Source organism: Nocardia sp. NPDC051911, from assembly GCF_040681035.1.
Classification (GTDB): Bacteria; Actinomycetota; Actinomycetes; order Mycobacteriales; family Mycobacteriaceae; genus Nocardia; species Nocardia sichangensis.
The window spans coordinates 24,976-40,190 of the sequence record NZ_JBFAXY010000005.1 but is presented as its reverse complement, the minus strand read 5'-3'; the positions used below and the strand labels follow the sequence as shown (position 1 = coordinate 40,190).

General features: G+C 67.3%; 15 protein-coding genes. 10 read left to right on the top strand and 5 right to left on the bottom strand.

The genetic code is table 11. The features are described 5' to 3' along the window. Positions 1–181 precede the first annotated feature (181 nt). On the top strand, positions 182–694 hold the full coding sequence (locus AB0L97_RS07775) for an SRPBCC family protein (protein WP_364426183.1): 513 nt from the start codon (positions 182–184) through the stop codon (positions 692–694). Continuing rightward, a complete protein-coding gene (locus AB0L97_RS07770; RefSeq protein ID WP_364426181.1) occupies positions 694–1,767 on the top strand; it encodes an LLM class flavin-dependent oxidoreductase in 1,074 nt (357 codons plus the stop codon). Before AB0L97_RS07775 ends, AB0L97_RS07770 begins: the two co-directional genes overlap by 1 nt. A gap of 56 nt (positions 1,768–1,823) precedes the next feature. Here AB0L97_RS07770 and AB0L97_RS07765 read toward each other — a convergent pair whose 3' ends face one another. After that, positions 1,824–3,068 carry a helix-turn-helix domain-containing protein gene (locus tag AB0L97_RS07765; RefSeq protein ID WP_364426179.1) on the bottom strand — a complete coding sequence of 415 codons (1,245 nt, stop codon included), beginning with the start codon at positions 3,066–3,068 and terminating at the stop codon, positions 1,824–1,826. 177 nt (positions 3,069–3,245) lie between these two features. Between AB0L97_RS07765 and AB0L97_RS07760 the strand changes: the two genes are divergently transcribed. The 3 genes from AB0L97_RS07760 to AB0L97_RS07750 all read left to right on the top strand — a co-directional run bounded on the left by AB0L97_RS07760 (position 3,246) and on the right by AB0L97_RS07750 (position 8,285). Beyond that, on the top strand, positions 3,246–4,790 hold the full coding sequence (locus AB0L97_RS07760) for a GMC family oxidoreductase N-terminal domain-containing protein (RefSeq protein ID WP_364426177.1): 1,545 nt from the start codon (positions 3,246–3,248) through the stop codon (positions 4,788–4,790). After that, on the top strand, positions 4,787–6,487 hold the full coding sequence (locus tag AB0L97_RS07755; RefSeq protein ID WP_364426175.1) for an aldehyde dehydrogenase family protein: 1,701 nt from the start codon (positions 4,787–4,789) through the stop codon (positions 6,485–6,487). Before AB0L97_RS07760 ends, AB0L97_RS07755 begins: the two co-directional genes overlap by 4 nt. A gap of 121 nt (positions 6,488–6,608) precedes the next feature. Continuing rightward, the gene (locus AB0L97_RS07750; RefSeq protein ID WP_364426768.1) at positions 6,609–8,285 is read left to right on the top strand and encodes a long-chain fatty acid--CoA ligase; all 1,677 of its coding nucleotides are present in this window, start codon (positions 6,609–6,611) and stop codon (positions 8,283–8,285) included. A gap of 71 nt (positions 8,286–8,356) precedes the next feature. Here the strand turns inward: AB0L97_RS07750 and AB0L97_RS07745 are convergent, their stop codons facing one another. The 3 genes from AB0L97_RS07745 to AB0L97_RS07735 form a co-directional block, all read right to left on the bottom strand. Beyond that, positions 8,357–8,860: a hypothetical protein gene (locus tag AB0L97_RS07745; protein WP_364426173.1), complete on the bottom strand. Its 504-nt coding sequence runs from the start codon at positions 8,858–8,860 to the stop codon at positions 8,357–8,359. 11 nt (positions 8,861–8,871) lie between these two features. Further along, a complete protein-coding gene (locus tag AB0L97_RS07740) occupies positions 8,872–10,080 on the bottom strand; it encodes an alcohol dehydrogenase catalytic domain-containing protein (protein ID WP_364426171.1) in 1,209 nt (402 codons plus the stop codon). Positions 10,081–10,146: 66 nt separating this feature from the next. Further along, positions 10,147–10,488, bottom strand: a complete 342-nt coding sequence (locus AB0L97_RS07735) for a DUF3140 domain-containing protein (protein WP_355073834.1) — start codon at positions 10,486–10,488, stop codon at positions 10,147–10,149. A 139-nt stretch (positions 10,489–10,627) separates the two neighbouring features. Here AB0L97_RS07735 and AB0L97_RS07730 point away from each other — a divergent pair, with 139 nt between their 5' ends. The 4 genes from AB0L97_RS07730 to AB0L97_RS07715 all read left to right on the top strand — a co-directional run bounded on the left by AB0L97_RS07730 (position 10,628) and on the right by AB0L97_RS07715 (position 12,855). Continuing rightward, the gene (locus AB0L97_RS07730) at positions 10,628–11,722 is read left to right on the top strand and encodes a Vms1/Ankzf1 family peptidyl-tRNA hydrolase (RefSeq protein ID WP_364426169.1); all 1,095 of its coding nucleotides are present in this window, start codon (positions 10,628–10,630) and stop codon (positions 11,720–11,722) included. A 38-nt stretch (positions 11,723–11,760) separates the two neighbouring features. Further along, positions 11,761–11,937 carry a hypothetical protein gene (locus tag AB0L97_RS07725; RefSeq protein ID WP_355073830.1) on the top strand — a complete coding sequence of 59 codons (177 nt, stop codon included), beginning with the start codon at positions 11,761–11,763 and terminating at the stop codon, positions 11,935–11,937. Positions 11,938–12,070: 133 nt separating this feature from the next. Next, positions 12,071–12,421, top strand: a complete 351-nt coding sequence (locus AB0L97_RS07720) for a hypothetical protein (RefSeq protein ID WP_364426166.1) — start codon at positions 12,071–12,073, stop codon at positions 12,419–12,421. Then, positions 12,418–12,855, top strand: a complete 438-nt coding sequence (locus AB0L97_RS07715; protein WP_364426164.1) for a MerR family transcriptional regulator — start codon at positions 12,418–12,420, stop codon at positions 12,853–12,855. Before AB0L97_RS07720 ends, AB0L97_RS07715 begins: the two co-directional genes overlap by 4 nt. A gap of 265 nt (positions 12,856–13,120) precedes the next feature. On the opposite strand, the gene AB0L97_RS07710 is transcribed toward AB0L97_RS07715, so the two are convergent. Beyond that, the gene (locus tag AB0L97_RS07710; protein ID WP_364426162.1) at positions 13,121–14,143 is read right to left on the bottom strand and encodes an Lrp/AsnC family transcriptional regulator; all 1,023 of its coding nucleotides are present in this window, start codon (positions 14,141–14,143) and stop codon (positions 13,121–13,123) included. Between the two features lie 137 nt (positions 14,144–14,280). Between AB0L97_RS07710 and AB0L97_RS07705 the strand changes: the two genes are divergently transcribed. Next, positions 14,281–15,135, top strand: a complete 855-nt coding sequence (locus AB0L97_RS07705) for an NAD(P)H-binding protein (protein ID WP_364426160.1) — start codon at positions 14,281–14,283, stop codon at positions 15,133–15,135. Positions 15,136–15,215 lie beyond the last annotated feature (80 nt).

Here is a 15,215-nt window from a genome sequence, read left to right as displayed (position 1 = left end):
TCCCCAGTGGATCAATCGTGCGGGGTGCCGGGACGATCACAGTTCGCCGACGATGTGCGCGGCATAGCCCCATCCCCGTGAGTCCAAATGTGAAACTCAGCTGTTGAGTGGTCTGAAGAGACCGTTGTAGTGCTTAGTCTATCTATGCAACTATGGGCGAAACAGACGGAAGGAGCTGATCGTGGAGTGGACCGGGCAGGTGTATGCCGACACCCCGACCGTGGCAGTTCAGACCTTCATCGACGCGCCACCGCGACGGGTGTGGGCATTCGTCAGCGATATCCACCTCATGCCGCGGTTGAGTGAAGAACTACAGAGCGTGGAATGGCTCGACGGCGCCACCGGACCCGCGGTCGGCGCGCGGTTCATCGGCCGCAACGCCCACGAGGCCATGGGGAACTGGGAAACGACCAGCACGGTTGTGGAATTCGAGCCGGAGCGGCGCTTCGCCTGGGCTGTCGGCGATCCCGGATACCCATCCAGCATATGGCGTTTCACCCTCCAACCCGAGGGCGCGGGCACCGTCCTGGAGCAGTGGACCCAGATGGGTCCCGCGCGTTCGGGACTCAACTTCGCGATCGATGCCATGCCCGAGAAGGAGCAGAAGATCGTTTTCGTGCGCCTGCGCGAGTTCGAGTTCGGCATGGCCGCCAATCTGTCCGCCATCAAGGATCTAGTGGAGAAGGACGCGTGATGCGCACGGCCACCACCATCGAGGCCTCGGGGGCGAACTGGCCCGACCTCGTCGAATTCGTAGTCGAAGCCGAGAAACTCGGCCTGGACATCTGCTGGATGGCCGAGGCGTGGGGGAGTGATGCGGTGACACCTTTGGGTTTCCTCGCCGCGCGCACCGAGCGAATGCGGTTGGGTACCGGCATCATTCAGCTCGGCACCCGGTCGCCGGTCCTGATCGCCCAGACTGCCATGACCCTGGCACGACTGTGCGAAGGCCGATTTCTGCTCGGTCTCGGTGCTTCCGGCCCGCAGGTCATCGAGGGTCTGCACGGCGTGCCGTTCGCCCGTCCACTGGCCCGCATGCGCGAGACCGTGCAGATAATCCGGGCGGCCTGCACCGGTGAGAAGGTCGTCTTCGAGGGCCGGCACTTCACAATCCCGCTGCCCGGTGGCGAGGGCAAACCGATGCGGCTGAGCGTGCCCGCGGTCGCGGTTCCCATATACCTGGCCACCCTGTCACCGAAGATGCTGGAGTTGACCGGCGAGATCGCCGACGGCTGGCTGGGCACCAGCTTCGTCCCCGAGGGAGCGGACGCCTATTTCGAGCATCTCGACGCCGGGCTGGCCCGTTCCGGCCGGGACCGCGCGGATCTGGACATCTGCCAGGGCGCGGAGATCAATATCGTCGCCGACGAGGCCCAACTCGACGAGGTCCTCGGCAGCCGCAAGAAAGAACTCGCCTTCTCGCTGGGTGGAATGGGATCGGGCTCGACCAACTTCTACAACAACGCCTACAGCCGCCAAGGCTGGGCCGATGTCGCCGCTCGAGTGCGTGAACGGTGGCAGAGCGGTGATCGCGATGGCGCCGCCGCGCTGGTCACCGACGAAATGGTGCTGGCCACCACGCTGATCGGCACCGAGGACATGGTCCGCGAGCGGTTGCGAACCTGGCGCGACACCGGCGTGGACACGGTACGTCTCTATCCCGCGGGCGACACCCTGCACGCGCGACTGGACAATCTCGGCCGCGGCATCGATCTTGTGCACGGGCTGGATGGTCGTTCGACGATCTGTCACTCCCAGGGTGGTTAGACGCATGCTCCGGCGCGAGTGGCGTGCTCTGACCAGCCGGTGAAAGACTGTTGTGATCAGAAGCCGAGGCGTTGTGCCTGGCCACGCGACGGGGGATCGGCGGGAATCCCGGACCGGTCCAGTCCGATGAGCCGCACGGCAGTCAGGGCGACGTAGAGTTCGGCGGCCGCTTTGGGATCGGAGCAGCGGCGGTCGGTCAGGGTTTCGATGCGGCGCAGCCGGTAGTGGATGGTGTTGCGGTGGTAGTGCAGACGTTGCGCGACTTCGGTATTGGAGCCTCCGCATTCGAACCACATGGCGAGCGTGTCGAGAAGGGGATCGCACTCCTCTGGTGGCAGGTCGAGTACGGGTCCGAGGATTTCGTGCGCCATTTCGTGCGCAGCGGACGGAGCATGCGCCAGGACGAGCGGGATGGGTGTGTCGCCGTAGACGGTGACCGTGGCGGTGCCTGCCGGTGCGCAACGCCCGGCCAGTTCGGCCTCCCGCAGTGCGGCGCCTGCGTCCCCCGCGGTCGAGAACGGGCGGCTCACGCCGACCCGGCCTGTGGCGTGTTGCCGCAGTTGAGCGAGTACCTGCTGGTGCGCGCGCTCGGTGGCCGGGCTGAGCAGCCCGATGCGAGCGCCGGCTTCGGTGATCCAGATCGATTCGACGTATTCGGCGCGGAGCCGGGACTCGATGCCCATCAGTGGTGCCAGTGCTTCGGGATCGGCTTCGGCATGCACGACGACGAAGCTGCCCAGCGGGGGCAGGTGGAGGGCGCGGGCGATGTCGCGTTGTGTCGGATCGTGGGAATCGCCGTTCAGTAGACGGCGCAACAGAGCGCGGCGTTCGGAATCGTCGTGGCGGACTCGCTCGGTCAGATAGTCGCCGTACGCCTCGGCCGCCGCTCCCGAATAGTCGTCGATGATCCGCCACATCTCCGACCCGAGCTGGGGCAACACGTCGAGTCTCGTGCCGGTGGCCACTGCGAGCGCGCGTTCCCACAGCAGTCGTCCGGCCAGCCGGTACGCGTGCAGCACCGCGGGGAGGGGCACGCCGAGCTCGGCTTTGACCCGGCCCACCACGGTAGCGGGCTGCAGCCGACGCCCGACACCGCCGGAGAGCTGGCCCAGCAGCGAGACGAGGTTGTCGCGGACGACGAAGCCCAGCTCAGCGTCGGTGAGCGCGGTCGATTCCGCGTAGGCGTGGTCCCCGGTCCGGATCCGGCCGACGAGTTCGGCGGTGAGGTCGTCGACCTCCGCGAGCAGCGTGCGCGCCACCGCGGCGGAATCATTCACGGGCGGCTCCGTCAGCGTGGTCATGGATAGATGGTAGGCATTCGCCGGGAATGCGCTTGTGCTCTGGCACACATATCCGCCGTGGATCGGTAGGCCCGTGCACATGGTGGTTCGAGGCATCCCCCCAGCAGTATCGACTTCGACAGTGACCGGGGTCATAGCGCCCCGATTCGAGAATTGATTTCGAGAGAGGTGCCGACCGTGTACGACTATGTCGTCGTAGGCGCCGGATCCGCCGGATCCGTGCTGGCGAGTCGATTGTCCGAGGACCGGCGGGTCCAGGTGGCCGTGATCGAGGCGGGGCCGCAGGACACGGCGGACGAAATCCATCTGCCGGTCGCATTTCCCTCTCTGTTCAAAAGTCCGCTCGATTGGGATTACGACACCGAGCCCGAAGCCGGGCTGCAATTCCGCCGCGCCTATCTGCCGCGTGGGCGTGTGGTCGGCGGAAGCAGCTCCATGAACGCGATGATCTACATTCGCGGAGCACGTGCCGACTACGACGGATGGAGCTTCGACGAGGTCCTTCCCTATTTCATGAAGGCCGAGGACAACGAACGCGGAAAGGACGCCTACCACGGCGTCGGCGGGCCGCTGGCGGTGAGCGAAAGCCGATCGCGGCATCCGCTGGGCGACGCGTTCCTGCGCGCCGCCGAGCAAGCGGGCCACCTCCGCAACGAGGACTTCAACGGGTCCACCCAACTGGGCGTCGGTCGCTATCAGGTGACACAGCGCAATGGCATGCGGTGCAGCGCCGCCGTCGGTTATCTGCACCCGGCCGCGTCGCGCCCCAATCTGACGGTGGTCACCGGCGCGCTCGCCCATCGAGTCGTCATCGAGAACGGCCGCGCGACCGGTGTGGTCATCGGCCGGGACGGCAGCACGGAAGTGATCCAGGCCCGGCGCGAGGTTGTTCTCGCCGCGGGCGCATACGGATCGGCGCATCTGCTGCTGTTGTCGGGTGTCGGCCCGGCCGATCAGCTGTCGGCGTTCGGGATCGAGACGATCCGCGACCTGCCGGTCGGGCGGAATCTGCAAGACCATCTGTCGGTGTTCCTCAACTACCGCACCGATCGCGAGTCGCTGATGACCGCACTGACCCCGGAAAACCTCGCTCTGCTGCAGGAACAAGGACGCGGCCCGCTGACCTCCAATATCGGCGAGGCAGGGGGCTTCATCGAGACCCGCGGCGGTCTCGCGGGGCCCGACATCCAGTTCCATATGGCGCCGGTGCTGTTCCACGGTGAAGGCATGGGGGCCGCGACGGAGCACGGATACGCCTTTGGCCCGTGCCTGATCAACCCGACGAGCCGCGGCGAAGTCACCTTGCGTTCCGCGTCCCCCGGCACGGCGCCACGTATCCAGCACAACTATCTCCAGACCGAAGAGGACCGCCAGAGCGTGATCGCCGGGCTGCGCGGCGCCCTCGGGATCGCCGATCAACCCGCGCTCCGGGAGCTCACCACCGGTGAATTCTCGACTCCCACTGGCGATTCCGATGCCGAGCTGCTCGATTTCGCGGCTCGGACGGCGCAGACCCTGTACCACCCGACGTCGACCTGCGCGATCGGCGCCGTCGTGGACCCGCGATTGCGCGTGCTGGGATTGCGCGGTCTGCGCGTGGCCGACGCGTCGGTCATGCCGTCGGTAGTGCGCGGAAACACCAACGCTCCCACGATCATGATCGGCGAGAAGGCTTCCGACATGGTCCTCGAGGACGCCGAATCGGAAGGAACCGAAGCATGACCTCGACCGTGACGGCAACCGTCGGCGCCGCGGTCTCCGCACTACGGCGTGGTGAAGTCGAATGGACGCGCACCGCGCTGCCCGCACGGCGCCGACTGCTGGATCAGATTCATGTCAACACGGCGCGGCATGCGCAGGAGTGGGTCGAGACCGCGGCCCGGATCAAGAAACTGACCTCGGATTCGCCCTTGCTCGGTGAGGAGTGGGTGAGCGGACCGTATTCCCTGCTGACCGGGGCTGCCGCGCTCGCGGAATCCCTGCTGGCATTGGAGGAGGGGCGCAGCCCGGTCGACGGGTACCCGATGCGTCCGGCCCCCGGTGGCCGGACGGCCGTCGAAGTGTTTCCGCACGGAGTGTTCGACGCCCTGCTGCTCAACGGATTCCGCGCCGAAGTCTGGTCGCGGCCCGGCGTCGACGCCGAAACCGTCCGCGCCCGCGCGGGCCTGGGGCAGCGCACGCCGACCAGCACCGGCGGCATCGGCGTCGTCCTGGGGGCGGGCAACATCTTCTCGATCGCCCCTCTGGACGTGTTGTACCAGCTCTACGCGGACAACAGGGTGGTGGCGCTGAAGCTCAACCCGATCACCGATCCGCTGCTGCCGGTGCTGGAGAAGATCTTCGCTCCGGCGATAGAGCGCGGATTCGTGCGCCTGATCACCGGCGGCCCTGAGGTCGGCGCGGCCTTGGTGCACCACCCGGATGTCGACGCCGTCCACATGACCGGCAGCGCGGCGACCCACGACGCCATCGTGTTCGGCACCGGAGCGGAGGCCGAACGGAACAAGGCGGCAGGCACGCCCAGACTCACGAAGCCGATCACCAGCGAACTCGGCGGTGTTTCTCCCACCATCGTGGTGCCGGGCCGATGGTCCAACGCGGACCTGCGCTTCCAAGCCGAGCACCTGGCGACGCAGCGCCTCCACAACAACGGGTACAACTGCATCGCCGCACAGGTGGCGGTGATCTCCGCGGATTGGCCGCAAAAGGAGCGGTTCCTCGCCGAACTCCGTGCGGCTATCGGCCGCGCGCCGCAGCGGCCGGACTACTATCCCGGATCCTCCGACCGTGTCGAGGCCGCCCGACAGAGCTACCCGCAGGCGCAAGTGATCGGCGCACGCACCCTCATCGAGGGCCTGACACCGAATCGGCGCGAGCCCGCTCTGCACACCGAATACTTCGCCCCGGTGCTCGGCGTGATCGAATTGCCCGGCGGCGACCCGGCCGAGTTCCTGGCGCGGGCGGTGCAGGTATGCAACGACGAGTTCGAGGGCACGCTCGGCGTCAACATCATCGCCCACCCGGCCACCATCAAACAGTTGGGCGACCGATTCGACACGGCCGTCACCGAACTGCGCTACGGCACGATCGCTGTCAACGCCTGGACCGGCTTGGGCTACCTCACCGCCCGCGCGTCGTGGGGCGCCTTCCCTGGGCACTCTCTGACCGATATCCAGAGCGGCATCGGTGTGGTGCACAACGCCTTGCTGATCGCCGAACCGGAACGAACCGTCCTGCGCGGGCCGTTCCGCCCCTCGCCTCGGTCGCTGCTGCACGGCGAATTCAGCCTGTCGCCGAAGCCGCCGTGGTTCGTCACCAACCGCACGGGCGCCACCACCTTGCGGCGTTTGACCAACTTCGCGAAGAAGCCCGGCGTCGCCCCGCTCGCGCCGATTTTCGCCTCCGCGCTGCGCGGCTGAAACCCATGAGACCAGCCCGGGCCCGGCGGCAACGTCGGCCCGGGCTCACCACGTTCCCGTCGGCCGGGCATTCTTCGAGAAAGACGAGCACGAAATGACTTACCCCGAGCACGACCTGCCGATGCCGAGCACCATGCAGGATGAACCCCTTTCGTTGGCGACGCTGCTGCGCTACGCCACCACCGTGCACGCCGATGCCACGGTCCGCACCTGGACGGGCAGCGGGTCGCGGGTACTGACCTACCGCGAACTCGGTGATCGGGCCGCCCAACTCGCGCACGCCCTCACCGCGCTGGGAATCGGCCGCGGCGACCGAGTGGGCACTTTCATGTGGAACAACAACGAACACCTCCTCGCCTACTGTGCCGTACCCGCCATGGGCGCGGTGCTGCACACCCTGAATATCCGTCTCTTCCCGGAACAGATCGCCTTCGTCGCGAATCACGCGGGGGACAAGGCGGTGATCGTCGACGGTTCGCTGGTGCCCGCCTTCGAGCGGGTGCTGCCGCAGTTGCGTACGGTCCGCCACGTCATCGTCGCCAACGGTGACGCGGCGGCGTTGCGCGCACCCGAGGGGGTGGCGGTACACGAACTCGACACGCTGCTGGCCGGACATTCGTCCACGTTCGACTTCCCCCTGCTCGACGAACGATCCGCCGCCGCGATGTGCTACACCTCCGGCACCACCGGTGACCCGAAAGGCGTTGTCTATTCGCACCGTTCGAACTGGCTGCACTCCATGCACGCCTGCACCACCGACGGCATGGGCATCAGGACGGGCGATCGGGTGCTGGCCATCGTCCCCTTGTTCCACGCCAACGCGTGGGGCCTGCCCTACGCCGCGCTCATGGTGGGCGCCTCGCTGGTGATGCCGGACCGCTTCCTGCAGCCGTCGCCGCTGCTGGAACTCATGGCAGCCGAACGCCCGAGTTTCGCCGCCGCCGTACCGACGGTGTGGAACGGTGTGCTCGCCGCGGTCGACGCCGCCCCGCAGGACCTCGGCCACCTGCGAGCGGTCGTGGTCGGAGGCTCGGCCGTGCCGCCGCAACTGATGCGCGCCTTCGAGGACCGCCACGGAGTGCGCATCATCCAGGCATGGGGGATGACCGAGACCTCGCCGCTGGGCTGCGTCGCGTGGCCGCCACCCGGAACCGAGGGCGAAGACGCCTACGCCTACCGGGTCACCCAGGGACGCTTCCCCGCTCCGGTGCAAGCGCGCCTCGTCGGCGATGACGGCGCGGAGCTGCCCCGCGACGGAAAAGCCGTGGGGGAGCTGGAGGTTCGGGGGCCCTGGATCACCGCGTCCTATTACTCGCCGGATGCGGGCACGGTCGGCTCCGACGCGTTCCGTGACGGCTGGCTGCGCACCGGTGACGTCGGGACCATCACCGCCGACGGCTACCTCACCCTGGTCGATCGAGCCAAGGACATCATCAAGTCCGGCGGCGAATGGATCTCGTCGGTCGCGCTCGAGAACGCGATCATGGCGCACCCGGACGTCGTCGAGGCCGCCGTGTTCGGCGTACCCGACGAGAGATGGGACGAGCGACCGGTCGTCGCCGCCGCGTTGCGGGCCGGAGCGGAGGCGGACGCGGGCGTGCTGCGTGCGTTCTTGGCCGGTAGGACAGCGAAATGGCAACTGCCCGAGCGCTGGACTTTCCTGCCCGAAGTACCCAAGACCAGTGTCGGCAAATTCGACAAGAAAGCCCTGCGCGCCCGGTACTCGTCAGGCGAACTGGATATCGTCGTCATCGATTCGACCAGCACGCAGACGAACTCGGACAGCAGGGCGGGTTGACCGGCACAGGCTCGCCGACCCGGCTCCGCGCAGTCGCGAACCCATCACGGAGATGGCCGGCACCGCTGGGGTCATGCCCACGGCCACTGCCGACGTCGCCGCGAGGTCGAACGACTGTCGGCCATGGCGGCGTAGGTGAGGGAAGTGACCAGCCCGTACGCAAGATGTGGCACGAGATCACTGAGCCAGTCGGAACGTGTCCATCGGCGCGGATCGGAAACACCCAAGTTGAGAAGCGATAGCGCCGTGACGGACATGGCCGTGGCGGTATTGACCGTGCTGGCGGCGAGAATCGACGGCTGCCACTTCATGGAACGGGCGAAACCGTAGGCACAGCCGACCGAAACGCCGGTCCCCGTGCCCAGCAGCGCACCCGCGCCGGAAATCCGGCTGCGCCGTTGTTCCTCGTCACCCGGCACCTGCACGCCCAACCTGTCGGTCATGCGCTCGACGCTCTGTTCGGGCGTGCGACTCGGTGGTCGGGCGCGCGCGATCATGTCGAGGAAGGTGACGGCGTTCAACGCGGTCGTGCCCGCGGCTCCCGCCGCGGCGCCGCGGAGGATCGACTTCAGCATCGCTACACACCTCACATCGGCACGATCGTCTTCAGCCAGCCGTCTTCGCGCCGGTCGAACGTCTCGTAGGCCTCGATGATCGAGACCGGGTCGGCGCGCTGGGTGATGAAGGCGGTCGGATCGATGTCGCCCCGGGCCACCCTGCCCAACAGGCCGGGGACGTAGCGGCGGTGGTTGCAGTTGCCGCCCTGAACGGTGAGATTGCGGTTGACCACGGCGCCGATCGGGAAAGCGTCGAAATTCGGCGGATAGACTCCGATGACGCCGACGCTACCGGCTTTGGCGACTGCCTCGAGTGCCCACCGCGCCGCCAAGCTGGGCGCGTCGCCGGCCAACCACCGCGCGCCCTCGGTCCTGCCCTGCGGGGCCGCCTTCTCGCGCTCGGCTTCCAGCGTCGAATCCGAAACCGGAAGATTCTGTGCGGCCGGTCCGGACTTCGGGCGTTGGGCATCCACACCGACCGCGTCGATCACCCTGTCCACTCCGATACCGCCGGTCAGCTCGCGCACCGTTGCCACCGGATCCTCGGCATTGAAATCGATCGGCTCGGCGTTCTGCGCGCGAGCGGTCGCCAGACGATCGGCGATACCGTCGACGACCAGCACCCGTGCCGCGCCTCGACGCTTCGCTGCGGCGATCGCGCATTGCCCGACCACGCCAGCACCGAGCACCAGTACCGTGTCGCCCTGCCCGACTTGCGCCAATCGGGCGCCGAACCAGCCGGTCGGCAGCACATCGGAGACCATGATCGCCTGTTCGTCGGACACCGAATCCGGGACTTTCACCAGCGTCGTGGCGGCGAAGGGGATGCGCGCGTAAGCGGCCTGCAGCCCCGCGACGGGGCCTGTGCTCTCCGGTCCGCCGAAGAAACTGGTTCCCGCCTGCGGTCCGTTCGGGTTCGCGGTATCGCACTGGGCGAAGTAGCCGGCACGACAGTAGGAGCAGGTCCCGCATGCGATGGTCGAGCACACTACGACCCGATCGCCCTGGCTGAACCCGCGCACCGCTGCCCCGGTCTCCTCCACCACTCCGACAGCCTCGTGCCCGAGCACTGTTCCCGGCTGCATGCCCGGCATCGTGCCGCGCACGAGATGGAGATCGGTACCGCAGATAGCCGAGGTCGTGATCCGCACAAGCGCATCGGTCGGTTCCACTATTTTGGGATCATCGACTTCGTCGAGCCGGATATCTCCCACGTCGTGCCACACCACTGCTTTCATCGAAGCACCCTCCTCGCCGTCAGCTTGCAGAGCGCACACCCGTCCGCTCGACTCGCGATGCGGAGTTCACGACGGCTGGAGTGGGTCGTGTCCGAGTGACATCAGATGCCTGCGCCAGTCGTCTCTGCCCGCGCGCGGCTCGCGCTCTGCTTCCGCACCGCGCACCGCGGTGATTTCGTCCACGGCCCGGCGCATCACCGCGATGTCGTCGGCATCGAGGTCGGTACGACGTTTGCCGAGAACCGCAAGGATGCGCCGGCCGATCTCCGGCCCCGCGCGATCGGGTTCCGTTTCGGTGCCGGTACCGGCACCTTCGGTGCGCAGCCAGTCGCGCAACTGCCGGGACGACATATTGACCAGGCGGTGGAATTCCTCCCACAGCTCGTCGTCGATGACGGTTTCGGCCATGGCTTCACCTCCAGTCGGTTGTCCCGGCGGACGCGTGGCGACTACCCGGGCCTGGGTCGGCCAAACCACCGTTCGGAGCGTATTCCGAACGCACGCGCGGATTCGGATTCGTGCACGCCGAACCGGGTACGCGCCGGATGTGTATGGCACGAATCTCAGAGAAATAGCGCAACGGCGGGGCCCGTTCGTCTCGCTCTGCGTCGACGCCTCGCACAACACCGAAGACGCCGAGCAGCAAAAAGCGTTACGGTGGCGCTCGATCCGCGAGCAATTGGCCGCCCAGCACGTTCCCGAGAAGACGCTGACGCTACTCGACGACGCGATCAGCAAAGTCAAGGCGGAGAAAGGGCGTGCAGGCCGCCTGCTGATCGCCGATTCGGACAGCGTCCTCGTCGATCACATGCTCGCCGAGCCGCCCGCACGCGAGACAGTGCGGGTGTCGGCGCTTCCGTATCTGTTGCCTCTCATCGAGCAGCAGTCCCGTGAGGTGCCGCATGTGATCGCGGTCGTCGACCGTGTCGGCTGCGATCTGTACGGCGTCGACGAGGACGAGAACCTGATCGAGATGACCGCCGAAGGCACCGCGCATCCGGTGCACAAGATCCATCACGGCGGAGGGTGGGCACACCTTTCGATGCAGCGCCGGGTAGAGGAAGTGGTCCGCCGGAACGTCGGTGAGGTCGCCACGGCGGTCCGCGATCTCGCGGATCGCGTCGGAGCGCAGGTCATCGTGCTGGTCGGTGAGGTCGGCGCCCGCGCAGCACTGGCGAAGGCACTCGATTCGCCTACCGCTCGGATCGTCGAGGTCGAGGCCGGTGCCCGGGCCGCGGGTGCTGACTCCGCCGCGCTGGAAGCGCAGGTGCAGCAAGCGGTGCGGACGCAGGCACGGCAGCGCCAGGGACAGGTCGTCGAGCAACTGAATACCGCGCGGGGCAGGGCAGACGGCCTGGCCGTCGAGGGGCTGCCCGAGACGGTCTCGGCGCTGCTGGCGGCGAACGCCGATACTTTGCTGATCGATCCGGACACCGTGGGGGACCGATCCGTCGAACTCGATCCGGAATTGCTTCGCGGCATCACCGCGGCGCAGTGGATCGATGATGCGACATCGTCTCGCGCCTACCGCGCGGACGAAGCGTTGCCGGTGGTCACATTGCTGCAGGGTGGCTCGATCGTGCCCGTCGAAGGTGCTGTCGTACCCCGGGAAGGGGTCGCCACCCTTTTGCGCCACCGCTAGCGCGCCGGTGTCCAGCAACCGCAACAGGAGAAGATCCCATGGAACGAGGAAATACCAAGCACGGTCCCGTACACGACGACGAGTTGGCCCACGAGTTGGAAGGCACGATACGAGGCAATCGTTCCAGCCGAGCAGAAGAGTGGCATGACCCCGAGCCGCCGGCTGACGACGACACCCTCATCAACGAACAGGTGCAACGGACCGAACATCCGTAGCACTTCGAACTGAAGCATCGAATTCACCGGACGCGCGAACGCTGGAATACGGCAGTGCGGAATGGTGGGCGCACGCACGTTTCCGCGGTTCGAGGTTGCATCTTGTACCTGGGTACGGGCTTACCGTGAGGGCATGACGATCACGCCTCCGACCGGTGATTGGGTACCGGACTCGTGCACACTGCCCACCGTAGAACAGTCGGTACGAGTCGCTGAGTTCGACCGTTTCATCACCGGATCGGTGCGGCGCACGGATCGGCCCGCGCGCACGCGACTGAATCTCCTACTGGCCGCCGAGGCGGAGGAGGAGGAGGGCCGTGACCTCGCCGCGCGCGAGTCCGGTTGCTGCTCGTTCTTCACCTTCGGCTTCGACGCCACCGAGGACGGTCCGGTGATGCGTATCGCCGTTCCCGACAATCAGGCCGCGGTCCTCGACGCGCTGGCCGCGCGGGCGGACGCCTGGATCGGCGGCGATCGGCGTTGACCGGATTGCGCACCGGCGAGCTGGCCGCGGCCGCCGGGGTGAACACTCAGACGTTGCGGTACTACGAGCGGCGCGGTCTGCTCGCCGAACCGCAGCGGTCTCTCGGCGGGCATCGACTGTATCCGGAGCGGTCCGTCACGGTGTTGCGTGTGATCAAGGCGGCCCAGCGGCTGGGGTTCACCCTCGACGAGGTGGCCGAGCTTTTGGCCGCCGCCCGATCGGGTCGCCGTACTGCTGTCGGGCTACAAGCGCGCGCGGCGGCCAAATTGGCCGAGATCGATGCGAAACTCACCGAGCTGACCGCGGTGCGCGACACCTTGCATGCCGCATTGGAGGCAGGTTGTGACGACTTGCTTGCCTGCAGCGAAAGCCCTTGTTGCCCAGTACCGTTCACCTCCGACTCCGCCGGTGAAGGAGGCGAGTGTGGGTGCTGAGCGCACGCGGACGCGACGCTGGTGGGTATCGATCGGGCTGGGCGCGCTTCTGTGTGTCGGATGCTGCGCGCTTCCAGTCCTGGTCGCCGCCGGAATCTTCGGCGGCGGGGTGGCGTTGGTGAGCCTTTCGTGGCTGGAGTCGCTGGGCATCGCCCTTATTGTCGCCGGTGCGATCGGTCTGTTGTGGACCCGCGCCCGGCGCGCCGGATGCACGACCACCTCGGGGCATTGCGCGGATGCGGGATGCGGCTGCGGCACGGGCGCCTCACTTCGAATTCGCCGCGCTTTTCGAACGACGGCTGGCTGTGCCGTGCCTGGTGCCTTCGGTGATGACGTGACCCGCGGCTTTGACCGTGGCGAGTACGGGTGTCACTTCCAGTGTTCGAATGGCGTCGTCGCTGCCGAGGCGGCGGGTCAGGTAATGGTGCAAGGCGCTGGGATTCGGGCACATCGCTTGGGCCACAAGGTTACTCGGACCGGTGGTGGCGAGCACGAAGGCGAGTTCGGGATGCCGCGCCAACTCGAGGCCGACCTGGTCGAGCCGCGCGGGAGCGACCGACATCCACAGCAGTGCCTGGGTGGTGGCGCCGAACCGGGTGTCGTCGGCCTGGACATCGAAGAAGATCTCGCCCTGCGCCCGTAGATCGGCCAGGCGGCGCGCGACCGTCGCCGGGGACCATCCGGTGGCTGCCGCCAGCTCGGCCAGCCCGGCCCGTCCATCGGCTTGCAGCGCGGACAACAGGGCATCGTCGGCGCTGGAGAGCCGGCGTGCGGACAGCGCGTCGTGATGGGGTGGTGTGAGTTGTCGCTGCTGGTGCTCGGTGAGGGTTGCGACTTGTCCGTGCCACGGCGTCGGACCGCCCAAATAGGTGTGGAGCACATAGTGAGCCGACACGGTCGTGATACCGGCGGTGCGGGGGATCTCCTGCAGCAGCAGCGGATGTGCCGCGTCCGCCTGGCGCGGCATGCGAAGGATGAGAAGGATTTCCGTGCCACCCGACAGGAGTTTGATCCATGAGGTGTCGGGTCGTCGGGCGAGGGAATGAGCGAGTGTCCGGGCTGCCGTCGTGGTGGCGCCGAGGCGGACCAGCCAGCGGGTGTGGTCGTCGCGGTCGAGACGGCTCAGCCCGACCACCCGCAACCCGGCCTCGGCGCGCAGTCGCCGGTAGCGCCGGGCCACCGTCTGCGTCGACACACCGAGCACCGTGCCGATACGGCTGAACGTTGCGCGGCCATCGATGTGCAGCGCATGGACGATGCCCCGGTCCAGCTCGTCTATCACGGTCATTTCTTTCAGCATTCCGTCTTCAATGGAAAATTTCCACCGATATCTCCCTGTGGATGGAGCTGGCGGGGGCTCCGGGCCGATGCTGGGTCCCGTCGTCGGACAGGACGTGACGACAACGATCCACGGAAGGGACTCTCATGATTCTGGTTACCGGCGCCACCGGCACTGTCGGCCGCTCGCTCGTCGACCGACTCGTCGCCGCGAAGGTGCCCGTGCGCGCGATGACCCGTCGGCCCGCCGCCGCCGGTCTTCCCGCTGCCGTCGACGTCGTCGCGGGCGACTTGGGTGATCGCGGCAGCATCGCCGCGGCGCTGCGCGGGGTGGACCGCGTGTTCCTGCTTTCCACCGGCCCCGACATCCCAACCCACGACGCGAACCTGATGCGCGAAGCCGTACGCGCCGATGTCGCGCATGTCGTCAAGCTGTCCTCCGGGCGTACCGGCGACGACACCGCGACCGACCCCATCCCGAGCTGGCATCGCCGCGGTGAACAGGCACTGCGCGACAGCGGCATTCCGTGGACGATCCTCGGCCCGCTCGGGTTCATGGCCAACGCATTGCACTGGGCCGACTCGATTCGGAACCGCGACAGCGTGTTCGCCGCCTATGGCCACGGCCGCATCGCGGTCGTCGACGAACACGACATCGCCTCCGTCGCCGCCACCGTGCTCACCACCGACGGTCATGACGGGCGAACCTACCGGCTCAGCGGACCGGAGGCTTTGACCCCCGCCGAGATGACCGCCGTACTCGCCGACGTGCTGGGCAGGCCGCTACGGTTCCTGGAAGTCGAGCCCGCCGCCGCCCGTCAGGCGATCTTGGACCACGGACTTTCCGAGATCATGGCCGACGCCATCATGGCACTGCGAGCCACCGCGCTGGAGTCGTTCACCTCCGTCGTGCATCCGACGGTGCAGAAAGTCACCGGCGTGCGGCCGACCTCGTTCCGCGAATGGGCCACCCGACACCTTGCCGACTTCGCGCGTGTGTGACAGCGCGTGCACATCTCGATTCCTACCGTTTCAGATTCTCGTGCGGCGTGTCGCTGAAGGTCAGCCCGCAGCGTCGGATT

Excerpts from the sequence above, each read along its gene's own strand:
- AB0L97_RS07710 (WP_364426162.1), bottom strand. The coding sequence starts at position 14,143 with ATGACCGTGATAGACGAGCTGGACCGGGGCATCGTCCATGCGCTGCAC.
- AB0L97_RS07770 (WP_364426181.1), top strand. The coding sequence starts at position 694 with ATGCGCACGGCCACCACCATCGAGGCCTCGGGGGCGAACTGGCCCGAC.
- AB0L97_RS07755 (WP_364426175.1), top strand. The coding sequence starts at position 4,787 with ATGACCTCGACCGTGACGGCAACCGTCGGCGCCGCGGTCTCCGCACTA.
- AB0L97_RS07750 (WP_364426768.1), top strand. The coding sequence starts at position 6,609 with ATGCCGAGCACCATGCAGGATGAACCCCTTTCGTTGGCGACGCTGCTG.
- AB0L97_RS07725 (WP_355073830.1), top strand. The coding sequence starts at position 11,761 with ATGGAACGAGGAAATACCAAGCACGGTCCCGTACACGACGACGAGTTG.
- AB0L97_RS07705 (WP_364426160.1), top strand. The coding sequence starts at position 14,281 with ATGATTCTGGTTACCGGCGCCACCGGCACTGTCGGCCGCTCGCTCGTC.
- AB0L97_RS07765 (WP_364426179.1), bottom strand. The coding sequence starts at position 3,068 with ATGACCACGCTGACGGAGCCGCCCGTGAATGATTCCGCCGCGGTGGCG.
- AB0L97_RS07740 (WP_364426171.1), bottom strand. The coding sequence starts at position 10,080 with ATGAAAGCAGTGGTGTGGCACGACGTGGGAGATATCCGGCTCGACGAA.
- AB0L97_RS07720 (WP_364426166.1), top strand. The coding sequence starts at position 12,071 with ATGACGATCACGCCTCCGACCGGTGATTGGGTACCGGACTCGTGCACA.
- AB0L97_RS07735 (WP_355073834.1), bottom strand. The coding sequence starts at position 10,488 with ATGGCCGAAACCGTCATCGACGACGAGCTGTGGGAGGAATTCCACCGC.
- AB0L97_RS07745 (WP_364426173.1), bottom strand. The coding sequence starts at position 8,860 with ATGCTGAAGTCGATCCTCCGCGGCGCCGCGGCGGGAGCCGCGGGCACG.